Below are 23,182 nucleotides of genomic sequence, written 5' to 3' on the forward strand. Positions count from 1 at the left end.
GCTTCAATTCAATATTTATTAACTTAAACACGTAACACTATGTTTCAAGATGATAAAACCAAAATAAAGAATTCTCAACAATCTATCAGCCAGGATACAGAGACGATCAAAAAAACTGCACAGGAAAATGCGGTTGCGAAAGCAGAGGAAAAAGTAAGCAAAGCAGGGGATAAAATAAAAAAGACAGCAGAAACCGCACAGCATGTAAACTCAGCACAGGAAACAGGTAAGTTTCTGAATCAAACATTGGTTTCCAATGATCCTTCCGTTGTTGAGACAAAAGTGTGGGCCAGGCAGCCTACTTCAAAAATACATAATGCAGAAGCTATTTCTCAGAGTTATATAGCAGGAATCAACCGGGTCATCAAGCTCGATGTCATCATAGAAGGACAGATCATTAATCATTTTAATCATTTTAAGCTGGTACAGAGTGCTACCAGGCATCATGAATTCAGTCTGATGCTGGCCCATGATACTTTAGGTAAACCGGAAAATCATAACCTGGAAGAAGCTCAGAGATTTTTAGGAAAAAGAATTACTGTTGTTTTCAAATATAAAGATATTGAGAAAGGTGCTGAACGTAATTTTGTAGGAGTGATTACAGAAGTGGGATTCAGCCAGGAAAAAGGAAGTCTTGGAAATATTATGATCAAAGGCTACAGCCCAACTGTACTTTTAGATGCTGCTCCTCATATTCAGAGCTTTGGAGGAAGCCAGCCTGTAAGTCTGAACAGTATTGCTGATCAGGTAATTAAAGAAGGACTGGGACAGCATAAATTCGATTTCAGAGTAGATGCACAACATGGAAATATATCCTATAGCTCACAATATGAAGAAACCCATTATAACTATCTCGCCAGAATGGCCGAAGCCTATGGAGAGCAGTTTTATTATGATGGGGAAGTTCTGCACTTCGGAAAACTGCCGCCTCAGGAAAAACCTGTAAGGCTTACTTATGGAAGCAGTGTAAGTGATATTGCCATCAAAATGAAGGCCCAGCATGTAAGTCCTACTTTTTATGGCTATAACAGCAGTAAAAATGAGAAGCTGACAACTGGCAGTTCAAAAATTAACCATACATCAGATATTGCAAGACGTGCTTACGAAATATCAGAAAAAACTTTTACAACCCCTTCTCTGAGGGTTGCTCCTATCAAAGCTTCTTCCTTCATGGATATTGATGCTTCGCAGAAGGGAACCGCAGGAAGCAAAGCTTCAGAAGTTTTCGTTACTTCAGGAACTACAACAGTTCCTTTCTTATACCCGGGATGTACAGCAGATATCGAAATGCGCAAATCCGGGAGTAATGAAACGGCTTATTTTACCAAGCTGATGATTATTGAAGTCACTCACGAAGTAGATGCCAGAGGCTATTACGATGGTAAATTTGAAGCAATTGCCGCAGATACAGGATTTATTCCGCGTCCCGAATTTCAGATGCCAAAAGCAGAAGCCCAGTTTGGAAAAGTAATTTCAAATACCGATCCTTTAAATCAGGGAAGAGTACGGGTGCAGTTCGATTGGCAAAACGGACCTGATACTACCGAATTTATCCGCGTAATGACTCCGGATGCCGGAAGTAGTGATAAAGTAAGTAAGAACAGAGGATTTATGGCTGTTCCGGAAGTAGGAGACCAGGTTATTGTCAACTTTGTACATCAGCATCCTGATCGTCCGTTTGTGATGGGAGGAATGTTCCATGGTGGAATCGGCGGCGGTGGAGGAACCGGTAACAATATAAAGAGCCTGAGCAGCAGAAGTGGAAATAAATTAGAATTAAATGATGGTGAAGGATCTGTATTTCTAACGGATCAGGGCGGAGCCAATATGAAGTTTGACGGGGCAGGAAATGTCCAGACTAATGCTAATAACAATAAAACGGTAAACGTAGGAAATAATAATACGGTAAATGCCGGCAGTACAAATTCCATTAATGTCGGAGGAAAAGAAGGCGGGGCAGCCAATTCTGTCCTGACAATGGACGCAGACGGAAATATTTCTCTCGAAGGAAAAACAAAAATTGAATTAAGGGTAGGTCAAAACAGTATCACAATTACTAAAGAAGGCATTACTATATCTGCAAAAGAAGGAATGCTGGATTTGAATTCATTGAAAAATGCATTATTGGTAACACAGGATAACCTGAGTATTCACAGTAAAGCAGTCACTTCAATGAATGCGACAGGAGATATATTTATTACCGGAAGTAATGTTGATATCAACTAATATCGTGAATGTATTCTAAAACGTATTAAAACATGACTTTGGAACCGAATAAAGCTGAAAAAAATGACCATCTGTCAGGATTTAAATATGCCTGGTATAAAAAAGGAGAATATCACATCAATATCAAATCCTATCTTACGTTGGGAACAGGGAAAGCTAACCAGACAGAAATAGAAGAAGACTGGATCGTAACACCTGGAGAATACAATCATATTAACATCCATTCTTCTACCCAGAGATATATTCAGGCAGACGGACAAATGCAGCCGTTTTATGAAATTCTTGAGAAAATAAACAAAGCAACGGAAGTTGTTGAACTATCTTTAAATACCGATAAAAGTATTCATGAAGTCACCAATAAAAATGAAATTCTACGCAGGTGGGAAGAGATAAAAAAGGATCTGCATTTTTTTGAACTGATAAAAGAAAGTTACAAGGCATTTATTCAGATCTATGATCAGGAATTTAACAATATAGATCGTAATATCAGTCGAAATTTTTTGTATCAGATCATGTTTTATCCTTTACCTATATTCAGCGGAGGAAGTTTTACAGATGAAATTCCTGCAAGAACAACTTTGTCAACCCTTTTCCCGGGAGAAGAACTTGAATATAGTTCCTCGTACAAAATTTTAAAAAATAAAGGAGGTTTCATAGTCAAACTGGATGGCAAAAGTAAGGGGAACCAGTCCCGTTTTGAAAGTATTTATAAAGATAAATATCAGAGAACACTTGGAAATGCTCTGGAATATAAGTACACCATTGAAGGTGAGTATACTTACAATGAAGATTCTGTATTATCAGAGGTGATCTTCCATGTGAAAGAAGAACTCAATGAAAAGATGATCTATGTTTGCAGATACCAGATAAAGTTAAATAAAAAATAACAATTAATACCGTCACTATGAGTCAATTATATATCGCACAGGATACTCCGCTTACTTGTAGTAAAGGCCGGAGACTTATAGGAATTGGGGTCAGTTCCCAGTCTTCAGTAAAGTTGAAAAAAGGAGCTAAGCTGATGGCTACGGAAAAGGACCGGTTTAAAGATAATTTTATTTGTCCCGAAATGATGATGGCAGGAGCATTAGCAGGTGTGGCAGTAGCAGCAGCTTTCTCCGGAGGGCTTTTTGTTTTGGCAGCCGCAGCCTGGGCAGGAAGCGCTCTCATAGATGACTGCCTTAATATCTGTTCCTTTTTATGCAAGGGAAGCGACTGGCAAAATACCCATCCCAAAGTAAAAATTGAAAATAAAAAACCTCTGTTGCAAAATTCCAGTTTACACTGTTTCATTGGAGGTAAAATAACCTTTCATTTACCCGTTGCCCAGTTACAGGAAGCCTCTATTGCCAGTAGAATGGCCCAGGATTCTTACGAGGATAACGGGAAGAATACCAATATTGAAGGATATACAAGAATCAATACAGATGATCAGGCCGAGCTGGATAAGCTGTTCGGTCCCGGAGTGTTAAACAGCAAAGATTTCAACACCAATAAAGATAACGGTTTCTTTTCCTCTTTATATTATAACAAAGAAACAGGAGATTATTTTGTAGCATTCAGGGGATCCGAACCTAAAGGAATGCAGTTTTATCATGACTGGCTTATTGAAGATGGAGGGCAGGCTCTTGGCTTTGCAACCCCTCAGATAGAAAAAACGAGAATGCTCGCTGAAAAAATGGATAATGCTACCGGAGGAAAAGTGAAATTCACCGGACATTCATTAGGAGGAGGAAACAGCGCCATGGCTTCCTATTATACCGGTCTTCCGGGATATACCTTCAATGCAAGAGGAGTACATGGCAATACACTTGATTATCTCGATAAAAAAGGAGCTGTAAAATCAACTTCAAACATTATCAATTACAGTACAAGTAATGATATTCTTAACGGGCTGCAAAATAACAGGGAAGGTCTGCTCTCTACATTGGCTTTATCCAGAATTCCGGGGCTTAACAAAATTGCAATTTTTGGAGGCCTCACGGGAGGAGTTCCAAGGGCTTTAGGACAACAGCATGAAATCTTCGGGTATATTGATGATAATGAAGGGCTTGGAATTAAAACCATTGGAAGCGGTCATAGCGCATATAATGACGCGTTCCAGGCAATGCTGGCCACTATAAATACTGATGTTGTAGCTAATAATATATAATATGAAACCAATTATTTTAATAATATTTTCCATCATGACACTTTTTTCCTGTTCAGATTTTAATCTTAGGTCGCGTAAAAACGAAAATAGAAATCAATATCCTCCTTCAAGAATGTTTGCTGGAGACGCTTTATCAGCAGCCCAGAAAATGTTTGATGGAGATCTTAAAGGCATGGAAGAGCTCATTAGGAAAAAACATATTGACATCAATAAACTGCAGGAGAATACAGGTTATACCTTACTGATGTATGCTTCCATTATTGAAGATTTAAAAGCAATGGAAAAGCTTTTAGAACTTGGGGCAGATCCCAATATCGTAGTGCCACATGAAGGTCTTGAATCTCCTTTGAATCATGCTGTAGCACTTAATAATTACGAAATGCTGCAGTTGCTTTTTAAATATAAAGCCAGTCCTAACCCGGCTTTAGGGAATTCCCCCTTATCTGATGCGATGACCCTCGGAGGTGATGAAAGTACCGAAAAGAAAATGATTGATTACTTACTTCAGAATGGAGCTGACATCAATAATGTCTCCTATAATGGAAGCAATATTATGGAAAGTGCTGCCAGAGACGATCTGGATATGGCAGAATATTTTTTAACTAAAGGAGGATTGCCTAAAATTAAAGGAACGAACCTTTGCCCGATCGCAGATTATATTCAGTATAAGGAAAAGCAGAAAAATGATCGTAACCTGCCTGATTCTCCTTATTATGAAAAATTATTCAGAATTAAAAGACAGCTGGTTGAGAAATATAATGTAGCATTTCCATATAAGAAGGACACATTGGAAGAAGCAAAACTCAGAATAAAACAATATGAGTCTTTAAGTTCTAAAGATAAGCTATCAGTAAATTTTAAGAACAATTACGGAGAAAATCTTTATCAGGAGGATTTAAACAGAATTAAAGGAAAATAACATAATAAAGGGTTAATAATATGATTTTCCGTATGTTAATTATCTTTTTTGAGTGAAATATTTTAATTTTATAATTCTTGTTAAATTTATGTAATATACTTATAAACAGAATGTTAATGTTGTATATAAATCTAATATCGTAGAATTACGACAACAAATCGTAGAACTACTACACTTTTTCAGATTTATATTGAAAAGTTTTTTTTAGCGGTAAAGAGCCTCTATCTTTGTTAACACAATCACCGAATCACAAAATATTAACGATTAAAATTTACAATCATGGCCGAAAGAAATTCAAGAGGAATCTTAAAATTCAACAACGGAGAAGGACAAAAGCTGTTAAAAATGAACTACAGCGTATCAAGATCTACAGACGTATCAGGACGTGTAGCATCAGATCCTTCCAACGCATTAATCAAGGTTACGGTAGAAGCTACTGAAAAATCAGACATCCTTGAAAGTTTATTAAACGGTAAATATAAGCCGACAGTAGGGGAAATTGTATTCAACAAATCTCACGAAGAAGGAACATTAATTACTTTGAAATGGGAAAATGGATATGTAATCCAACACGAAGTAGACTTTGATGCCATTGACAGCAACAGTATGCTGATCAGCTTCGTAGTAAGTGCTGAAACCATCGACTACGGTACTTCTCAGTACGCAGGATTATGGCCTTCAGCAGGTAAATAAGCCTATTCATCATCTTAGTAAAAATAAAATTGGTACAGAACAGCGGGCAAGAGACGCTGTTCTGTTTTTTATTTAACATTATCAGATTTTGAGGATAATTTCAGAGGTAATATATCTCTTTATAGTGTAGTAATAACTTCTCTTTTAATATGTTTGTAATAAGGCGTTTATGTTCTGTTTTTAAATCTGTTGTCGTAGAATTACGACAATAAATCGTAGAACTACGACATCAAATCGTACAATTACGACACTTTTTCAGATTTAGATTCAAATGCTTTTTTTTCAAAAACAAGGGTTTTATCTTTGTTATATAATTATTGAATTACAATTTATTACTAACGATTAAAATTTACAATCATGGCAGAAAGAAATTCAAGAGGAATCTTAAAATTCAACAACGGAGAAGGGCAGAAGCTGTTAAAAATGAACTACAGTGTATCAAGATCTACAGACGTATCAGGACGTGTAGCATCAGATCCTTCCAATGCATTAATCAAGGTTACGGTAGAAGCTACTGAAAAATCAGACATCCTTGAAAGCTTGTTAAACGGTAAATATAAGCCTACAGTAGGAGAAATCACATTCAATAAATCTCACGAAGAAGGAACATTAATTACTTTGAAATGGGAAAACGGATATGTAATCCAGCACGAAGTAGACTTTGATGCCATTGACAGCAACAGTATGCTGATCAGCTTCGTAGTAAGTGCTGAAACTATTGACTACGGTAATTCTCAGTACGCAGGACTATGGCCTACATCTGGTAAATAATCCCATAAACTTAAATAAAAAAAGAAACAGCATGTCTTTGGATATGCTGTTTTATTTTTATAAAAAGTGGTTGTTAAAATAATAAAAATGGAAAGCCATCGAGATAAGAATGAACAATTCCATTTCAAAACAATAACTGCTAAAAAGTGGTTACTATAATACGTATCCCGTATCCCGCATCCCGCACCTCGTATCCCATATCCCCGAAACCCCAATCTCATTCCTGAAACCCTTCCTCAAACTATCAACTTTTACTCCTATTTTCTTATATTTGTTCATTATAGATAATATGGACGCAACACAAGATAAAAGGCTGTTTCTCATCGATGCGTATGCGATGATTTTCAGAGGATATTACGCATTAATCAGGAATCCGAGACTCACCAGCAAAGGGCTGGATACTTCTGCTATTTTTGGTTTTACCAATTCTTTAATTGAATTGATCAGGAGAGAAAAACCTACTCATCTGGCCGTAGTTTTTGACGTAGGACAAGCTAGCGTAAGAACGGATGATTTCTCTGATTATAAAGCCAACAGAAGTGAAACTCCCGAAGCAATCAAAATTGCTGTTCCATACATCCACAGAATTCTGGAGGCAATGCATATTCCAATTCTTGGAGTAGAAGGATATGAAGCAGATGACGTAATAGGTACTATTGCCTGTAAAGCAGAAAAAGAAGGATATACCACGTATATGGTGACACCCGATAAAGACTTTGCACAGCTGGTTACGGATAAAATTAAAATTTATAAGCCAGGTTTAAAAGGAGGTGATATCGAAATTCTCGGAGTAGAAGAAGTAAAGGCAAAATATGAAATTGAAGACCCTAAACAGGTTATTGATTTTCTTGCCATGATGGGAGATGCGGTAGATAATATTCCGGGACTGGAAGGGGTAGGAGAAAAAACGGCGATGAAGTTCCTTAAAGAATTCGGAACCATTGAAAACCTGTTAGCCAATACTGATAAGCTGAAAGGGAAACTGAAGGAAAAAGTAGAAGCCTCCGCAGAACGTGGAATTTTGTCTAAAAAACTGGCAACCATTATCTGTGATGCTCCCGTAGAATTCCATCAGGAACAATATGATCTTGAAACTCCGGATTTTGAAAAAGTAAAAGAAGTCTTTGATGAAATAGAATTCAGAAGGCTGTACGAAAACCTTTACAGAGCTTTTGCTCCTGCGCCGGCAGAAACTATTGTCGTAAGCGAGGTAGAAGTAAAACAGACTCCGGCAGGAACAGAAGTTAAGGGACAGGTAATGCAGCTTGACCTTTTTGCTAATTTTGAAGAGCTGGAGCAGGCTACTTCTACAAAATCAACTATTGAGCATAACGATCATCTGTATCAGTTTATCAATAATCCGAAAGCTCAGAAAAAACTTGTAGATAATCTTTTACAGCAAAAAGTGGTTTGTTTCGATACAGAAACCACTTCATTGAACGAGCTGGAAGCTGAATTGGTAGGAATGAGCTTCTCTTATAAAAAAGGGCTTGCCTATTATATTCCGCTTTCCGAAGACCGGGCAGAAGTTTTGCAGACCCTGGAAATCTTCAGACCGTTTTTTGAAAAAGAAGACCTGCTGAAAGTAGCACACAATCTCAAATTTGATTATAAAGTCTTAAAACAATACGATATTACGGTGAAAGGGGCCATGTTTGATACCATGATTGCCCATTATCTGCTGAATCCGGACGGAAGACACGGGATGGATTATCTTTCTGAAGTGTACCTGAACTACAAGCCTGTATCCATTGAAACCATCATTGGAAAAAAAGGTAAAAAACAAGGAAACTTCAGAGATGCAGATCTCAGAACCCAGACCGATTATGCGGCCGAAGATGCAGATGTAACATTCCAGTTGTATGAACTTTTTGCACCACAGCTTAAAAAAGAAAACCTGGAAGAACTTTTCTACAATATCGAAATGCCTCTGATGGAAGTACTTGCCAAAATGGAACTGTCTGGTATTTCCCTGGATGAAAAATGGCTAGCACAGGAAAGTGTAGATCTTGAAAATGATCTGAAAGGATTAGAAGCAAAAATCTTTGAACTTTCAGGCGAAGAGTTCAACATGAATTCACCAAGGCAGCTGGGAGAAATCCTGTTTGAAAAAATGCAGCTTGATCCAAAAGCCAAGAAAACAAAGACCGGGCAGTATGCAACCTCGGAAGATGTTCTTCAGAAGCTTTCTTCAAAACATGAGATCATCAAACATATTCTGGAGTACAGAACTTACCAGAAATTGAAATCAACTTATGTAGATGCCTTACCGTCGCAGATCGATAAAGACGACAACAGAGTACATACCAATTTCTCACAGACTACAGCCGCAACAGGCCGTTTGGCGAGTGTAAACCCAAACCTGCAGAATATCCCGATCCGAACGCTGAGAGGACAGCAGATTCGTGGAGCTTTCGTTTCCGGAGAAGGAAAAAAGATTATCTCTGCCGATTATTCTCAGATTGAACTTCGTCTTATTGCAGAAATTTCAGGAGAAGAAAACATGATCAAAGCCTTCCAGGATGGAGAGGACATTCATGCTTCCACAGCCGCGAAACTGTTTAAAATTCCATTAGCTGAAGTTTCCAAAACCCAGAGAAGCCAGGCCAAAACCGTGAACTTTGGGATCATCTACGGTCAGGGAGCTTTTGCATTGGCAGAACAAACTGGGCTATCCCGTACAGAAGCCAAGCAGATGATCGAAGCCTACTTCGAGACTTATCCGAAGTTGAAGGAATACATGGCAGAACAGGTGAACAAAGCACGTCAGTTAGGCTATGTAGAAACAATATTAGGCAGAAAACGTCATTTGAAAGATATCAATTCAAACAACTTTGTGGTGAGAGGCCACGCTGAAAGAAATGCTGTAAATGCACCAGTTCAGGGAAGTGCAGCAGATATTGTTAAGATTGCTATGATTAAAATTGACAGGGAACTGGAAGAGCAGCAGCTGAAAACAAAAATGCTTCTTCAGGTCCATGACGAATTGGTGTTTGAAGCCCCGGCGGATGAAATTGAATCTGCTTCCCATCTGATCAGAACAGAAATGGAAAATGCCTTAAAAACACAGGTTCCGTTATTGGTGGAGATTGGAGTAGGGGATAATTGGCTGGAAGCCCATTAATCAGACTAAAAATAATACCTTAAATAAAAAACTTCCGTCCTGGAGACGGAAGTTTTATTTTATTAGATCGGGACAGCTTACTCCTGCTGTTCTACAGAATGGTAAACATTGGTAACAACATCATCAGGAGAAACGTTTTCAAATAAGAATCTTTCTTTCTTCAAGATTACCTTTTTAGTTTCTGACGGCATTTCTTCTTCCATAGTATTTACCGTTTCAAGCGTTACTTTACCTTTCACTGGTTCGTAATAGAGAGCAGAATGAGAACCCGCTCCCATATTATAGGTTTCGATATAAGTGAGAACCAGATTGTTGTCATTCATATATTTGAATTTACTGAACTGGTTGCCGTAAGGCCCGATGTCATATAAACTGATATGTAATTCCCCTTTCTCAATACTGATGTCTTCAGGATCATGCATCTTATAACCTGAATCATTGTATTCGGCGGGCAGGACTGTTTTGGAAGTTTTATATAGACGGTAAGTTTTGTCAGGATTCTTTAAAAGGACAATCATTGTTCTCTGTGCTAAAGTGTCGTCTTTTTTCCTTAGAACTAAAGCCTTATCGGGAAATCCGTCCTGGTTGAGGTCACCTTCTGTTTCATATTGGATTTCATACTCCTTGGAAACAAAATCTGACACTTGTTTTCCTGCTGCTGATTGCTCCTTCTGAGCTTGTGCTGTATCTCTTTTTTTTAAGGCTGTAGAGGCTTTAGGAGGATCTGTTTGGGTTTTATTACATGAATAAGCAATTAAAGAAGCTAAAAGTAAAATAGAAATGTTTTTTTTCAATGGTGTTTATTTTTACAAAATACAAATCTAGCTTTTATTTCCTGATAATGTAAGATCCAAATACACAAACATCCCAGCAAGATAACAGAAAGATAAGAAAGCGAAACAGTATATTGAATTTCCGAAGTGACGTCGTAAGTGCTCCAGGAAGATTCTCTGTCTACAAATATGGTGTAGTTCCAAAATAACCAAAGCAAGATCAGTAATAAGAACTCAACAGAAGCCCTAAGGATGATTCTCTTAACAAAGAAAAACAGAGAAAAGACAATTGATAAAAAGCTACCGGTTATAAGCGATATAAATACCGCATCTTCAAAAAATGAACACTCCGGACAACCGCTTGAAATACGGTCTGAAAAGGTTCCCATTGACCAGTAAAATTGTAAGAATGTAATCAATGAAATAAAAGCAGTACTAATGAACCATTTCTTCAGAAAAGAGTAGAACTGATTAGGTTTAGATTCTTTCATGATTCAAATATATAGCTTTATTATCTTCATTTTTATTGATTAAAAAATGGCAACAGATGATCAGTATAATAAAATCACTTGTTGCCAGCAATTATTGAGCAGATTGATCTCTGATATTAAATATCATATTCTATTTCACCCACATAATGCAGTGAAAAATCATCATTTTCCACAGAAACAGGATTGGGAATTACAAATCTTGTGGCGAAAATAATGGCATTCACAGGAGTATCCAGGCTTAATTCATTCAGTTTTCTTTCCAGGATCGGGAGCCATTGGTCAGCATAAGAATATTCTGCAAACTTGTCATAAAGACTTAGGCTTTCATCTTCGAAACCATATTCTATAAAATCATCATCAAACCATTTGATATTCTGTGATTCCGCAAACTTGGAAACGTACTGATCTTCGCTTTCCTCCTCGATATAATAATTTTCGTCTTCTTCAACGAAACTGTAAAAGTCTTCTTCATTTTTAAAATATCCTAACCAGAAGTGTGAAATTTCTTTATCCATAATGTATATAAGTATTATTTTTTGATCTTTTTTGAGCGAATTTGCTGTTGATTACCTTCATAATTCTTTATTTCAGGAATTGTTGCTGTTAAGGTGTAATATTACAAAAGTTTTTCGTGAAATATTTTTTTAATGTACGAGACAAAATCCGAGTGGCAAAAGTAGTTCTTTAATTGTATTTTATTGTAAATTTATTCCTGGTTTAAATTAAAAGCTATGGATTTCCTTCAGGACCATTATATTGTCAAAAATGAATTACTGCTGATTCTCATTTCTGTTATTCTGGGACTGTTCATTGGTGCTGAACGGGAATACCGGAATAAATCTGCCGGTCTAAGAACATTTATTCTCGTATGTTTTGGAGCCTGTCTTTTTACCATTCTTTCTATAAAGATAGGAGTTGAAAACCCGGACCGCCTTGCTGCCAATATCATTACCGGAATCGGATTCCTGGGAGCAGGAGTCATTTTCAAAGGAGATAATAAAATTGAAGGTATTACGACCGCAACAACCATTTGGGCTACAGCTTCTATAGGAATGGCAGTTGGTTCAGGATATGTTTATATTGCCATGCTCGGAACCGCTTTGGTACTCATCGTTCTGAGTGCCTTAACCTATCTTCAGAATTTTATTGATGATTATAATAAAGTAAGGGAATACAGAATTGCTGTAACCAGGGCAGAAGACATCAGCTATTGCGAGAATATCTTTAAAGAACATCATTTAAGATATCAGATGATCAGGCAACAATATTCACAGGACAATTTTACTGTTGTCTGGAGGCTGGTAGGAAAAAACAGTCACCATGAAGAAGTAATACGGCGTCTGGTAAATGATCCTAAAATTACTGCTTATCAGTTCTAGACTATAAGAACAAAAAAATAAAGGCCGGAGCCTTTATTTTTATTTTTTCTTGAATACATAAAGATCCTTGTTCGGACCGTCTATTTCCTTTCCTTCCATATCCAGCTGGATCAACATATTTTCACCCACTTTATATTTGTAGTTTGCCGATTTACCTTTTAAAATGATTATGCTTCCTGTTGCATCCCATGTAAAAGATCCTTTATCCTGATTTTTAGAGTTTCTTTCAAGATATTCTTCCGTAATGCTGAATGTTTTATCATTATTCAACGTTAAAGAAGTCTTGATTCCCGGGCAGTCGGCACATGGAACAGTGGCTTCATAAGTTCCGGCCCAGTCCAGTGCATTCTCTGAAGTATCTCCGGCAGCAGTTGGAGTTGCTTTTGTGATACTGTCTGTTGCGGTAGGTTGAACAGTGGCAGCAGAATCTGTTGTTGCTGTTGTTTCAGTTGTTTCCTTTTTAGAACATGAAGCAAGGAACAGAGCGGCTCCCATTCCCAAGATGAGCATTTTGCTTTTCATCATAATAATAGATTTAAGTATGTTTTTAATAATAAAGATACTTCCAATCAACAAAAACTGAGCCAGAAGAGCATTCAACATCATCTCTAAGGAATGGTGCATAGGCAATTCGCTTGCTTGTTAATTCTTAATGAAATTACTTATCATTTGATTATAAAAATTCACCATTCACTTGCGAAGCAAAATTCACTATTGACTCTCCTTATTTTCAAAAACCTACTCTTAATAACTTTTCCACCTGTTTTATAAAGCCTGTTCATATTTTTCTTCGTAAATTGGGGCAAAATTTTGATTATGACAAAAAAGATACTTTTATCTGTATTTCTTTTGCCAGCTGCAATGGCATTTGCACAACAATATGGAGGAATGTGGATTCCTACAGAGCTGAATGAAAAGGAAATGAAGGATTTGGGAATGAAGATTTCTGCTAAAGATATTTTCAACCCTCAGAAACCGAGCATTAAGGATGCAGTAGTACAGTTTAACGGCGGATGTACTGCGGAAATTATTTCACCGAAAGGATTGCTGTTAACCAATCATCACTGCGGTTTCGGCCAGATTCAGGCGCACTCTACCGTTCAGAATGATCTTCTTTCAAACGGTTTCTGGGCAAAAAATACAGAAGGGGAACTTTCTAATCCCGGACTAAAAGTAGATTTTATTGTAGATATAAAAGAAGTTACGGATCATATTTTGGAAGGTACGGACAATCTTACAGAACCGGAACTTACCAAAAAGATCAATAATAATATTGAGGTATATAAAAACGCCCAGAAAATTGAATCTTACCAGTCGATCATGGTAAAGCCTATGTATTATGGAAACAAATACTATGCTTATACCATCGAAACGTATAAAGATATCAGGCTTGTAGGAGCACCGCCTCAAAGTATCGGGAAATTCGGGAGTGATACGGACAATTGGGTTTGGCCAAGACATACCGGAGATTTCTCTATGTTCAGAATCTATGCAGACAAAAACAACAAACCTGCGGAATATTCAAAAGACAATGTACCTTACGTACCTAAGCACTATTTACCGGTTTCCATAAAAGATAAAAACGAAAACGATTTTACTTTTGTATTCGGATTCCCGGGAAGAACTACGGAATACCTTCCTGCCGTTGCGGTAGAAAAGATCATGAAAGATATTGATCCTGCTAAGATTGCCGTACGTGATGTGGCTTTAAAAACATTAGATGAGAAAATGCGTGTTGATAATGAAACACGTATCAAATACGCTTCAAAATATGCTTCAGTAGCCAATTACTGGAAAAAGTGGATTGGTGAAGTTGAAGGATTGAAAAAATCCAATGCTGTAGAAAAGAAAGTAATGTACGAAGGCTCTTTGGTGGCTAAAAATCCTGAGATCAAGAATACTTTGGATCAGCTGAATAAACTATACAATGATCAGGCTCCTTATGCATTAAACAATGCTTACTATACAGAAGTAACCAGAAATGCAGAGACTTTAAAGCTTGCAGGAGACTATTATGATTTCGTAGCTGCTGTGGAAGCCGGAAGAATGGATGAAAAGGAGCTTACAAAATTAAAATCAAAATTAACTTCTTTTTATAAAGACTACAGTGCAGAGCTTGATGCTAAAGTAACGGCAAAGTTACTGGCATTGTACGTTAATAAAACAGCACCACAGTTTTTACCGGCAGGCTTCAACAAATATAAAGATGAGAATGCCAACATTCCTGTAGTGGAAGATATGTCTAAAAACTCTGTTGTCACAGGAAGAACTGCTGTAAACGGAGCAACTTTGACAACAGATATTGATAAAGCGTTTTCCAATCAGGATAAATTGATCAAAACTTTAAAGAAAGACCCGATTTATCAGCTGTATGTTGCCATGAAGGAAACCTATATGAAAACTGCAGATCCTCAATATACTTCAATGCAGGCAAAAATCGATGCTTTACAGAAAACGTTCATGGCTCAGCAGATGCAGACGGATAAGGACAGAAAGTTCTTCCCGGATGCGAATTCAACGCTTCGTGTAACTTATGGTAAAGTGAAAGGCTCTACACCAAGAGATGCCGTATCTTACGGATACCAGACTCACCTGGCAGGAGTAATGGAAAAATATGTTCCTGGAGATTATGAATTTGATGTTCCAAAGAAACTGATTGATCTTTACAACAAAAAAGACTACGGAATTTATAAAGATAAAACAGGTGATGTTCCTGTAGGATTTACAGCAACCAACCATACAACCGGAGGAAACTCAGGAAGTCCTGCTCTGGATGCCAACGGAAACCTTGTCGGATTGAACTTCGACAGACAGTGGGAAGGTACTATGAGTGATATAAACTATGATCCGCGTTTCAGCAGAAACATCATGGTAGACACGAAATATATCCTTTTCATCATTGATAAGTTTGCTGACTCAAAGTGGCTTATTGATGAAATGAAAATTATAAAATAATTTAAAAGTTATACCTTTAAGAATCTATTTGAATTGAGTTTTGAATAGATTCTTTTTTATTTTAAATAAGATGAAAGACAGGATCATCAATGTACTGGCAGCCTTCGGATCTGATCATATCGGGAAATCTTTTCCGCTGGATTACTGTCTGCCTCTTTATCATAGTGTCTCAGACAAGGAACTTCCTCATTTGAAACACATAATCCGCTATAAGAATACCAGGCAGTTTGAAGAAGATCTAGATCATCTCTCAAAGAATTTTCAGTTTGTAAACTGGCAGGAGTTCAAAGATTTTATGTCAGGAAATTTTAAGCCTGCAAAAAAAATTGCTTTGCTTACTTTTGATGACGGTTTCAGAGAGTTTTATGATATTGCGGCTCCTGTTTTGGAACGTAAAGGAATTTATGCCTGTAATTTTATCAATCCTGCTTTCATTGATAACAAAGAGATGATGTTCAGGTGTAAGGCGAGTCTGCTTGCCGATGCTGTTGAAAAAAGAAAAACCATAGATCCTGAAATTTATTTTATTCTATCCTTAAAAAACATAGATAGACGCGTTCTACAAAAGAAAATTTTATCCGTAAATTATCAGGAAAGAAATATTCTGTATCAGCTTGCTGAAAAACTTGAAATAGATTTTAAGGCTTATTCAAAGGAATTTAAACCTTATTTAACAACAGAAGAATTAGAAGATCTTACCCGCAAAGGCTTTGGAATCTCATCGCACAGCTGGGACCACCCGAAATACGGAGAGTTATCTCTGAAAGAACAGATGGAAACAACAGATAAAGCTTTTGCTTATGTAAAAGAAAATGGTTTTTTGTACGAAAGTTTTGCATTCCCGTTTACCGATTTTGAAGTCAAGAAAGATTTTTTTGATGAACTCTATAAAAATGAAGAAATTTACTGCAGCTTCGGATGTGCCGGCATAAAGCTGGACAGTGTAAAGAAAAATTTTCAAAGAATTCCGATGGAAATGGGAGAGAGCGGAGCACAGATATTGAAAAAGGAAATTGCTTATTTCAGGCTGAAAAAGCTGATCAATAAAAATATGATTCTGAGAAAATGATAACACTGAAAACATACAACAGAAAAGAACTGGGAGATTTTATATCCTCCGGAGATTTTCAGCAATATGATTTTCTTCCGGTTACCAGGCATCGTTCATTGTCTCATATCCAGAATCCAAAAGCATCAGCTGAAGACACTCTTCTTATTCTGGCTTTCTATGAAGAAAAACTGGTGGGTTATGTGGGGTGTTTTCCAGATCATTTTGAAATTGATGGAAAAAAAATCCGTTATGCCTGGCTCAGTACATTGTATGTGAATCCGGAATACAGAAAGAAAAGACCGGCAAAAGCATTATTGAAAAAAGTTTTTGAAGAGTACGAAGGAAGAATTGCCATTACAGAATTTACCAAAGAAGCAGAGGCACTTTACAATATTATGGGAGTGTTTGAGTATGTTTTTCCTAAAGAAGGAAAGCGCTATTATTTCAGAACAGATGCTGCTAAAATGATTCCTGAAAAAAAGCCGGGAACGCAATCCCTGAAGCCACTTTTAAAAATTCTGGATGTTACAGCCAATGGACTGATCTCAATAAAAAATCTTTCCACACAGAAACCGGATTTCAAATATGAAATGCTGGATAGAATCGATCAGGAAAGTGCTGTTTTCATTAATGGATTTCCTAACAGGCGTAATGCAGATGAGATTAACATCTTTATAGACAACCCCTGGGTGCTGGAGGGCAAAAAAGATGACCAATACTTTTTTTCGAGTTTTGCCGGGACATTTAAATACTTCTGGATTAAAATCTTTGATCAAACCAATAAACTTACATCTTGTTTTCTGTTGCAGCTCCGTGATGGCTATCTTAAAATACCTTATCTTTTTACGGATAGTAATTCAGATGAGGTTGTCCGTTTTTTAAATTACTTCATCATTACCCATAAAGTGAAAGGCTTCACCTCTTATCAAACCGGATTAAACAAAGCGATACAAAACTCAAAAGTATTTTCCCATATCTACGAGCGTGATTTCAGAAGAGAATATCTTTTCCATAAGAACCTTTTGGCATTATTACCCGATAATTTTAACCCAAACTATCAGGATGGCGACGGAGATTGTATGATGACGTAAGTAGAATAAGGTATTATCACTTATCAATTATCATTCATCATTTATAAAAAAACAAACGCCTGATAATCTTTTCAGGCGTTTGTTTTTTTAATGTCCGAAAATATCTTTCAGACTTACTTCTTTAAATGTTCCCATTTTATTGACGGCTTCCATATCCAGATTTTCTTTTTTCCCGATAATGGCTGTATTAAACTGCACCGGTTTGATTTCTGTGTGATAGAAATGTTTGATATCTTCAAATTTCAGGCTTTGGATCTGCTCATAAATATCCTTTCTGAAATCATGATAAATATTAAGCTTTCTCAATCTTAAAGTGTTGAAAAATATATTGTTTCGGGTAACTCTTGTTGAAGCAATCTGTTTCAGGGCTGCATTCTTTGCATTTTCAAACTGAATAGGTACTTCAGGAAGTTCTGTCATCAGTTCATTCAGGGTATCCACCGCAATCATCAGTTTGTCCGGCTGGGTTCCGATATAAGTAGTCACGTAGTCAGGATGGTTAAGCTCAGAATTCGCTGCATAGGAAACATACGCTGAATAGGCGAGACTTTTACTTTCACGGATCTCCTGGAATACAATCGAAGACAATCCTCTTCCGAAATATTCATTAAATACATTGATCTTTCCAAAATGATTAGGATTCACCTCATTTCCTTTCCCGATCTTACTCATTTCCATCTGAACCATATCATAATTGATGAAATTGACGTTTCCTCCTGTCGCAGGTTCAGGATATTCCTTGGCATCAGGGATCTTAAGACTTTCAGGTTCTACATACCTTCCGATATATTCCTTGAAATTTTCAAAGTCTTTACCATAGAAAAATACCTGGTAAGGATATTTGAATAGCTTTTTCATTCTGTCTGTAAAAACTTCCGCATTGCTGTTTTCAAGTTCTTCCTTCGAAATAACATCCGTAAAACGTGAATTGCTTCCTAATTTTGTATAGTTGTTCAGGGCTGTTATAATACGGTTTTTGTCTTTCTTGACAGCCTGGCGGTTTTCCAGTACTGTTCCTACAAATTGGTTATAGATCTCCTGATCAGGTTTTACATCATGCATCCAGTGCTGAAGAAGGGCAATTCCCTTTTCAATATTCTCTTCCAGTCCGCTTAAAGATAGGGTCAGCTGATCATTCGTTGTTTTAAAATCATTGCTGATTCCTATTTTGAAAAACTCTTTTTTCAGATCTTCCGGCGAAAGCGTATCGGTTCCCAAATACTGAAGCAGTTGAGTGGAAATTCCTAAATCTCTGTCATGATCACTTCCCATAGGAAAAATAAAATGCAGCTGGGCAATATCGTTGTACTTGTTCCTTACAAAACTTAATTTTTTCCCATTCAGCTGATCAGTGATGATTTCTTTCTGATAATCGATAAATTCAGGCTTAATATCCTCAGTTTTATCCGCTAAAATCTCTTTTAAAAACTCAGACTGGGTATCACGGTTAATCTTAACAGGAGTGATACCGGGGTTCTCAACTCTGATCAACTTATCATTTACTCCTTTTTCTTTATTGATTACCACATAGTTTTCCCTGAAAAAATCATTGGCAAAATTTACTACATCCTCCTTGGTGAAAGAGGCGTATTCATCCATTTCATTCAGTTCCTGTTCCCAGGTTCTTCCTTTTATATAAGAATCATAAAGTGTAGTGGCGAGTCCTTCTGCGGTTTCAAGCCCTTTCATTCTCTGAAGCTTGAAATCATTGATGATGGCAGGTAGCATCCAATCCGGAAAATCTCCTTTTTTGATCAGTTCAATTTCATCAAGTACCATATTCTTTGCTTCCTCCAGCGTTTGTGTTTCCTTAGGAACAGCAACGATGGAAAAGTAGCCGTACTGTCTTAATCCCACAGAAAAGGCCTGTGCCCATAGCATTTTCTGCGTTTGATTGATATGTAAATCCAATAATCCGGCTTCTCCTCTGTTGCTGAGTATATTGGCTGCAATATCGGCCAGCATAGCTTCTCTTGTCCCATAGCTTTCCGTTCTCCATGCAATCTGAGTCCGTGGAGTAGTAGGGCTTTTTACTGTTCTTGTGACAATTTCTGTTAGAGGTTGTTCAATAACAGGGTTCTTTTTAGGAAGTTCTTTATAAGGTAAAGTACCGAAATACTGATCAATCAACTGAATCGTTTTTTCAAAATCAAGATCTCCCACCAGTACCATGGCATAATTATTAGGAACATAATATTCATCAAAGTACTTGTGAATAGCCTTCATTGAAGGATTTTTCAGATGTTCCGGTTTTCCAAGGGTGGTTTGCTGTCCGTTAGGATGAGTAGGGAAAAGAGCATCCATCAACTCATAACTTACAAGTCTTGTATCATTGTCCTGTGCTCTGTTGAATTCTTCGTATACCGACTCCAGCTCAGTATGGAAAAGACGAAGGACAATTTCAGAGAACCTTTCCTTTTCTATTTTCAGCCATTTCTCAAGCTCATTGTTTGGAATATTGTTTTTGTAAACCGTTTCATCAAACCAGGTATGTGCGTTTGTTCCACTTGCTCCCAGAGAAGAAATTGCCTTGTCATACTCATTGGCAATGGCGTACTGACTGGCTTCCTGTGAGATTTCATCTATCTTTTTGTAGATTTCCTTTTTCTTCTCAGGATTCTGTTCTGCTTTATGTTCTTCATACAATGCTGAAATCTGATCAAGAAGTTCCTTTTCTTTTTCCCAGTTCTGGGTTCCTATTTTGGAAGTCCCTTTAAACATCATATGTTCCAGATAATGAGCCAGCCCAGTATTATCGGCAGGGTCATTATTACTTCCTGTTCTTACCGGAATAAAGGTTTGTATTCTCGGAGCATCAAAATTCTGAGCGAGAAAAACCTTTAATCCATTCTTCAAAGTATAGATTCGGACGTTATTTTCGTCGTTTGTTACTGTAATATATTCGTAATGGTTTTTATCTGTGTGAACCGTTTCCTTATATTTTCTGTCTGTCATATATAAAACTCATTTCATTCCTTAGAAACCGGAATGCAGTACAAATGTAAGGAATCAAAAAAAATGTCAGCTGCTTTTTATCATTATTACATCTATTCTTATAGTTGAAAACTTGAATCATCAAAAGAAAACCATTACTATAAGGAGTTTCAGATTAGCAATTACGATTTTCTTTCCCTTTATAATTTCTCACTCCCACGCTCAAACCCACCCACGCTCCAGCTCCTGCTGCGGGTAGCCATTCCTATCAAGGCTAGGGTAGGAGTCTTTAATAATGAATGATGAATGATGAGTTTCGGGTTATTGAGTTTCGGGTTGCCGGGTAGAGCAGTAACATTAGTATTGCGTTCTCAATATTTCTGATTTCTATAGAAAGTGGTTAGTATACGAACATACCTCCATTTCCCTTTTGTCATTCCGCAGGAATCCCAACTTCTTTACGAGAGTCTTAAAGGAAGTAAAATGATAGTATAGAGTCTCAGACCTTTTAGCCGTTAGTATTAGCAATGTCATGCTGAGCTGAGTCGAGGCATTTTACGGGTATAGGAGTTACACCTTATCACTCTATATTATATATATAAGTATACTCTTTAGCATTTCCAAGGCTTACCGTTCTATATATAGTATAAATGTATATAACAAGAACTCCTTCTCTGTGTCAATCTGCGAGATCTGTGGGCAATCATCACCCCATACATAAAAATCAACAATCTCCCTTCATTATATATATATGATAATTCGGCTGTAGCCAAAGCATATATATAGGCTATTTACTTAAAAAAAGCTATTCTATATAATTCTATAGACCTTATTTTTCATCCTTCCACACCCCGAAAACCCCGCATCGCGAATCATCCCCTCTCACCCTCTCCAACGCGTAAACTCTCCAACCCTCCAACCCAATACCCCAAACAAATGTTTAAAATTTTTCTCCCTGCAATCCAGTGCTTTAAGAGTAAATATTACGAAACGGTAAAATTTATGTTAAATAAACTTGTTTTGCGTTGTTAGAAGTTGCTATCTTTGCCCCACTGAAAACGAGAGTAGAACAGTAAGCGCAGAAGAGCTTTTAGGTAAGCAGGAACATTATTTACTTCACAAGAGACAGACGAAAAAAAACTTTAAAACTTTTTGCAAAAAGAGTTGTAAGATAAAAAAGAGTTTGTATCTTTGCAGTCCGAATAAATCGGAGCGCAGGAGTAGAGAGATTGAGGGTTTGAGAAGGATTAAGGTTACTTAAAAAACTTTAAAATTTTCTTCAAAAACATTTGGTCATTAAAAAATAAAGTTTTACTTTTGCACTCGCAAATACGGAGCGCTACTGACAGAGAGGGTACTTCGGGAAAAGCGGAAGATATAAAGATCATTGACATACAATATAACAACCAAGTAAGGAAAAACTAAAGCGTTAAAAACTTTGAGTGAGTCAGACAAACATACAATGGAGAGTTTGATCCTGGCTCAGGATGAACGCTAGCGGGAGGCCTAACACATGCAAGCTGAGCGGTAGAGATCTTTCGGGATCTTGAGAGCGGCGTACGGGTGCGGAACACGTGTGCAACCTGCCTTTATCAGGGGGATAGCCTTTCGAAAGGAAGATTAATACCCCATAATATATTGAGTGGCATCACTTAATATTGAAAACTCCGGTGGATAGAGATGGGCACGCGCAAGATTAGATAGTTGGTGAGGTAACGGCTCACCAAGTCTACGATCTTTAGGGGGCCTGAGAGGGTGATCCCCCACACTGGTACTGAGACACGGACCAGACTCCTACGGGAGGCAGCAGTGAGGAATATTGGACAATGGGTGCGAGCCTGATCCAGCCATCCCGCGTGAAGGACGACGGCCCTATGGGTTGTAAACTTCTTTTGTATAGGGATAAACCTACTCTCGTGAGAGTAGCTGAAGGTACTATACGAATAAGCACCGGCTAACTCCGTGCCAGCAGCCGCGGTAATACGGAGGGTGCAAGCGTTATCCGGATTTATTGGGTTTAAAGGGTCCGTAGGCGGATCTGTAAGTCAGTGGTGAAATCTCACAGCTTAACTGTGAAACTGCCATTGATACTGCAGGTCTTGAGTGTTGTTGAAGTAGCTGGAATAAGTAGTGTAGCGGTGAAATGCATAGATATTACTTAGAACACCAATTGCGAAGGCAGGTTACTAAGCAACAACTGACGCTGATGGACGAAAGCGTGGGGAGCGAACAGGATTAGATACCCTGGTAGTCCACGCCGTAAACGATGCTAACTCGTTTTTGGGTTTTCGGATTCAGAGACTAAGCGAAAGTGATAAGTTAGCCACCTGGGGAGTACGAACGCAAGTTTGAAACTCAAAGGAATTGACGGGGGCCCGCACAAGCGGTGGATTATGTGGTTTAATTCGATGATACGCGAGGAACCTTACCAAGGCTTAAATGGGAAATGACAGGCTTAGAAATAGGCTTTTCTTCGGACATTTTTCAAGGTGCTGCATGGTTGTCGTCAGCTCGTGCCGTGAGGTGTTAGGTTAAGTCCTGCAACGAGCGCAACCCCTGTCACTAGTTGCCATCATTAAGTTGGGGACTCTAGTGAGACTGCCTACGCAAGTAGAGAGGAAGG

At 37.7% G+C, this 23,182-nt stretch carries 16 protein-coding genes and 1 rRNA gene (1 of these 17 running past the window's edge); 12 read left to right on the plus strand and 5 right to left on the minus strand.

Going from position 1 to position 23,182, the window contains the following annotated elements; all coding sequences use genetic code 11:
- The first annotated feature begins 39 nt into the window (after positions 1-39).
- The 7 genes from EL165_RS21700 (at position 40) to polA (ending at position 9,885) form a co-directional block, all read left to right on the plus strand.
- Positions 40-2,226 carry a type VI secretion system Vgr family protein gene (locus EL165_RS21700; RefSeq protein WP_002984178.1) on the plus strand — a complete coding sequence of 729 codons (2,187 nt, stop codon included), beginning with the start codon at positions 40-42 and terminating at the stop codon, positions 2,224-2,226.
- Positions 2,227-2,258: 32 nt separating this feature from the next.
- Positions 2,259-3,113 (plus strand): hypothetical protein, encoded by an 855-nt coding sequence (locus EL165_RS21705; RefSeq protein WP_002984175.1) that lies wholly within the window; start codon positions 2,259-2,261, stop codon positions 3,111-3,113.
- A gap of 17 nt (positions 3,114-3,130) precedes the next feature.
- Entirely contained in the window at positions 3,131-4,378 is a 1,248-nt protein-coding gene (locus tag EL165_RS21710; RefSeq protein ID WP_002984172.1) for a Tle-like phospholipase domain-containing protein, read from the plus strand.
- A gap of 1 nt (position 4,379) precedes the next feature.
- Complete coding sequence (locus tag EL165_RS21715; RefSeq protein WP_228370586.1) at positions 4,380-5,297, plus strand: ankyrin repeat domain-containing protein; 918 nt, start codon at positions 4,380-4,382, stop codon at positions 5,295-5,297.
- A 279-nt stretch (positions 5,298-5,576) separates the two neighbouring features.
- A complete protein-coding gene (gene tssD, locus EL165_RS21720) occupies positions 5,577-5,990 on the plus strand; it encodes a type VI secretion system tube protein TssD (RefSeq protein ID WP_002984165.1) in 414 nt (137 codons plus the stop codon).
- 357 nt (positions 5,991-6,347) lie between these two features.
- On the plus strand, positions 6,348-6,761 hold the full coding sequence (tssD, locus tag EL165_RS21725; protein WP_002984162.1) for a type VI secretion system tube protein TssD: 414 nt from the start codon (positions 6,348-6,350) through the stop codon (positions 6,759-6,761).
- A 289-nt stretch (positions 6,762-7,050) separates the two neighbouring features.
- Positions 7,051-9,885, plus strand: coding sequence for a DNA polymerase I (polA, locus tag EL165_RS21730; RefSeq protein WP_002984159.1), 2,835 nt, complete (start codon positions 7,051-7,053; stop codon positions 9,883-9,885).
- Between the two features lie 77 nt (positions 9,886-9,962).
- Here polA and EL165_RS21735 read toward each other — a convergent pair whose 3' ends face one another.
- The 3 genes from EL165_RS21735 to EL165_RS21745 form a co-directional block, all read right to left on the minus strand.
- On the minus strand, positions 9,963-10,679 hold the full coding sequence (locus tag EL165_RS21735) for a hypothetical protein (RefSeq protein WP_002984156.1): 717 nt from the start codon (positions 10,677-10,679) through the stop codon (positions 9,963-9,965).
- Complete coding sequence (locus EL165_RS21740; protein ID WP_228370585.1) at positions 10,676-11,149, minus strand: hypothetical protein; 474 nt, start codon at positions 11,147-11,149, stop codon at positions 10,676-10,678. The genes EL165_RS21735 and EL165_RS21740 overlap by 4 nt, the downstream gene beginning before the upstream one ends.
- Positions 11,150-11,265: 116 nt before the next feature.
- Complete coding sequence (locus EL165_RS21745; RefSeq protein ID WP_002984151.1) at positions 11,266-11,664, minus strand: immunity 22 family protein; 399 nt, start codon at positions 11,662-11,664, stop codon at positions 11,266-11,268.
- 216 nt (positions 11,665-11,880) lie between these two features.
- Between EL165_RS21745 and EL165_RS21750 the strand changes: the two genes are divergently transcribed.
- A complete protein-coding gene (locus tag EL165_RS21750) occupies positions 11,881-12,528 on the plus strand; it encodes an MgtC/SapB family protein (protein WP_002984149.1) in 648 nt (215 codons plus the stop codon).
- A gap of 39 nt (positions 12,529-12,567) precedes the next feature.
- Here the strand turns inward: EL165_RS21750 and EL165_RS21755 are convergent, their stop codons facing one another.
- Positions 12,568-13,053: a copper resistance protein NlpE gene (locus EL165_RS21755; RefSeq protein ID WP_228370584.1), complete on the minus strand. Its 486-nt coding sequence runs from the start codon at positions 13,051-13,053 to the stop codon at positions 12,568-12,570.
- Between the two features lie 291 nt (positions 13,054-13,344).
- On the opposite strand from EL165_RS21755, the gene EL165_RS21760 reads away from it, so the two are divergent.
- The 3 genes from EL165_RS21760 to EL165_RS21770 all read left to right on the plus strand — a co-directional run bounded on the left by EL165_RS21760 (position 13,345) and on the right by EL165_RS21770 (position 17,625).
- Positions 13,345-15,483: a S46 family peptidase gene (locus EL165_RS21760; protein WP_002984143.1), complete on the plus strand. Its 2,139-nt coding sequence runs from the start codon at positions 13,345-13,347 to the stop codon at positions 15,481-15,483.
- Positions 15,484-15,553: 70 nt separating this feature from the next.
- On the plus strand, positions 15,554-16,552 hold the full coding sequence (locus EL165_RS21765) for a polysaccharide deacetylase family protein (RefSeq protein ID WP_002984140.1): 999 nt from the start codon (positions 15,554-15,556) through the stop codon (positions 16,550-16,552).
- Positions 16,549-17,625: a GNAT family N-acetyltransferase gene (locus EL165_RS21770; RefSeq protein ID WP_002984136.1), complete on the plus strand. Its 1,077-nt coding sequence runs from the start codon at positions 16,549-16,551 to the stop codon at positions 17,623-17,625. The genes EL165_RS21765 and EL165_RS21770 overlap by 4 nt, the downstream gene beginning before the upstream one ends.
- An 87-nt stretch (positions 17,626-17,712) precedes the next feature.
- Here the strand turns inward: EL165_RS21770 and EL165_RS21775 are convergent, their stop codons facing one another.
- A complete protein-coding gene (locus tag EL165_RS21775) occupies positions 17,713-20,580 on the minus strand; it encodes a M16 family metallopeptidase (protein WP_002984135.1) in 2,868 nt (955 codons plus the stop codon).
- 1,438 nt (positions 20,581-22,018) lie between these two features.
- Between EL165_RS21775 and EL165_RS21780 the strand changes: the two genes are divergently transcribed.
- Positions 22,019-23,182 (plus strand): 16S ribosomal RNA (locus EL165_RS21780) (it continues 352 nt past the right edge of the window).

Source organism: Chryseobacterium gleum (assembly GCF_900636535.1).
Classification (GTDB): domain Bacteria; phylum Bacteroidota; class Bacteroidia; order Flavobacteriales; family Weeksellaceae; genus Chryseobacterium; species Chryseobacterium gleum.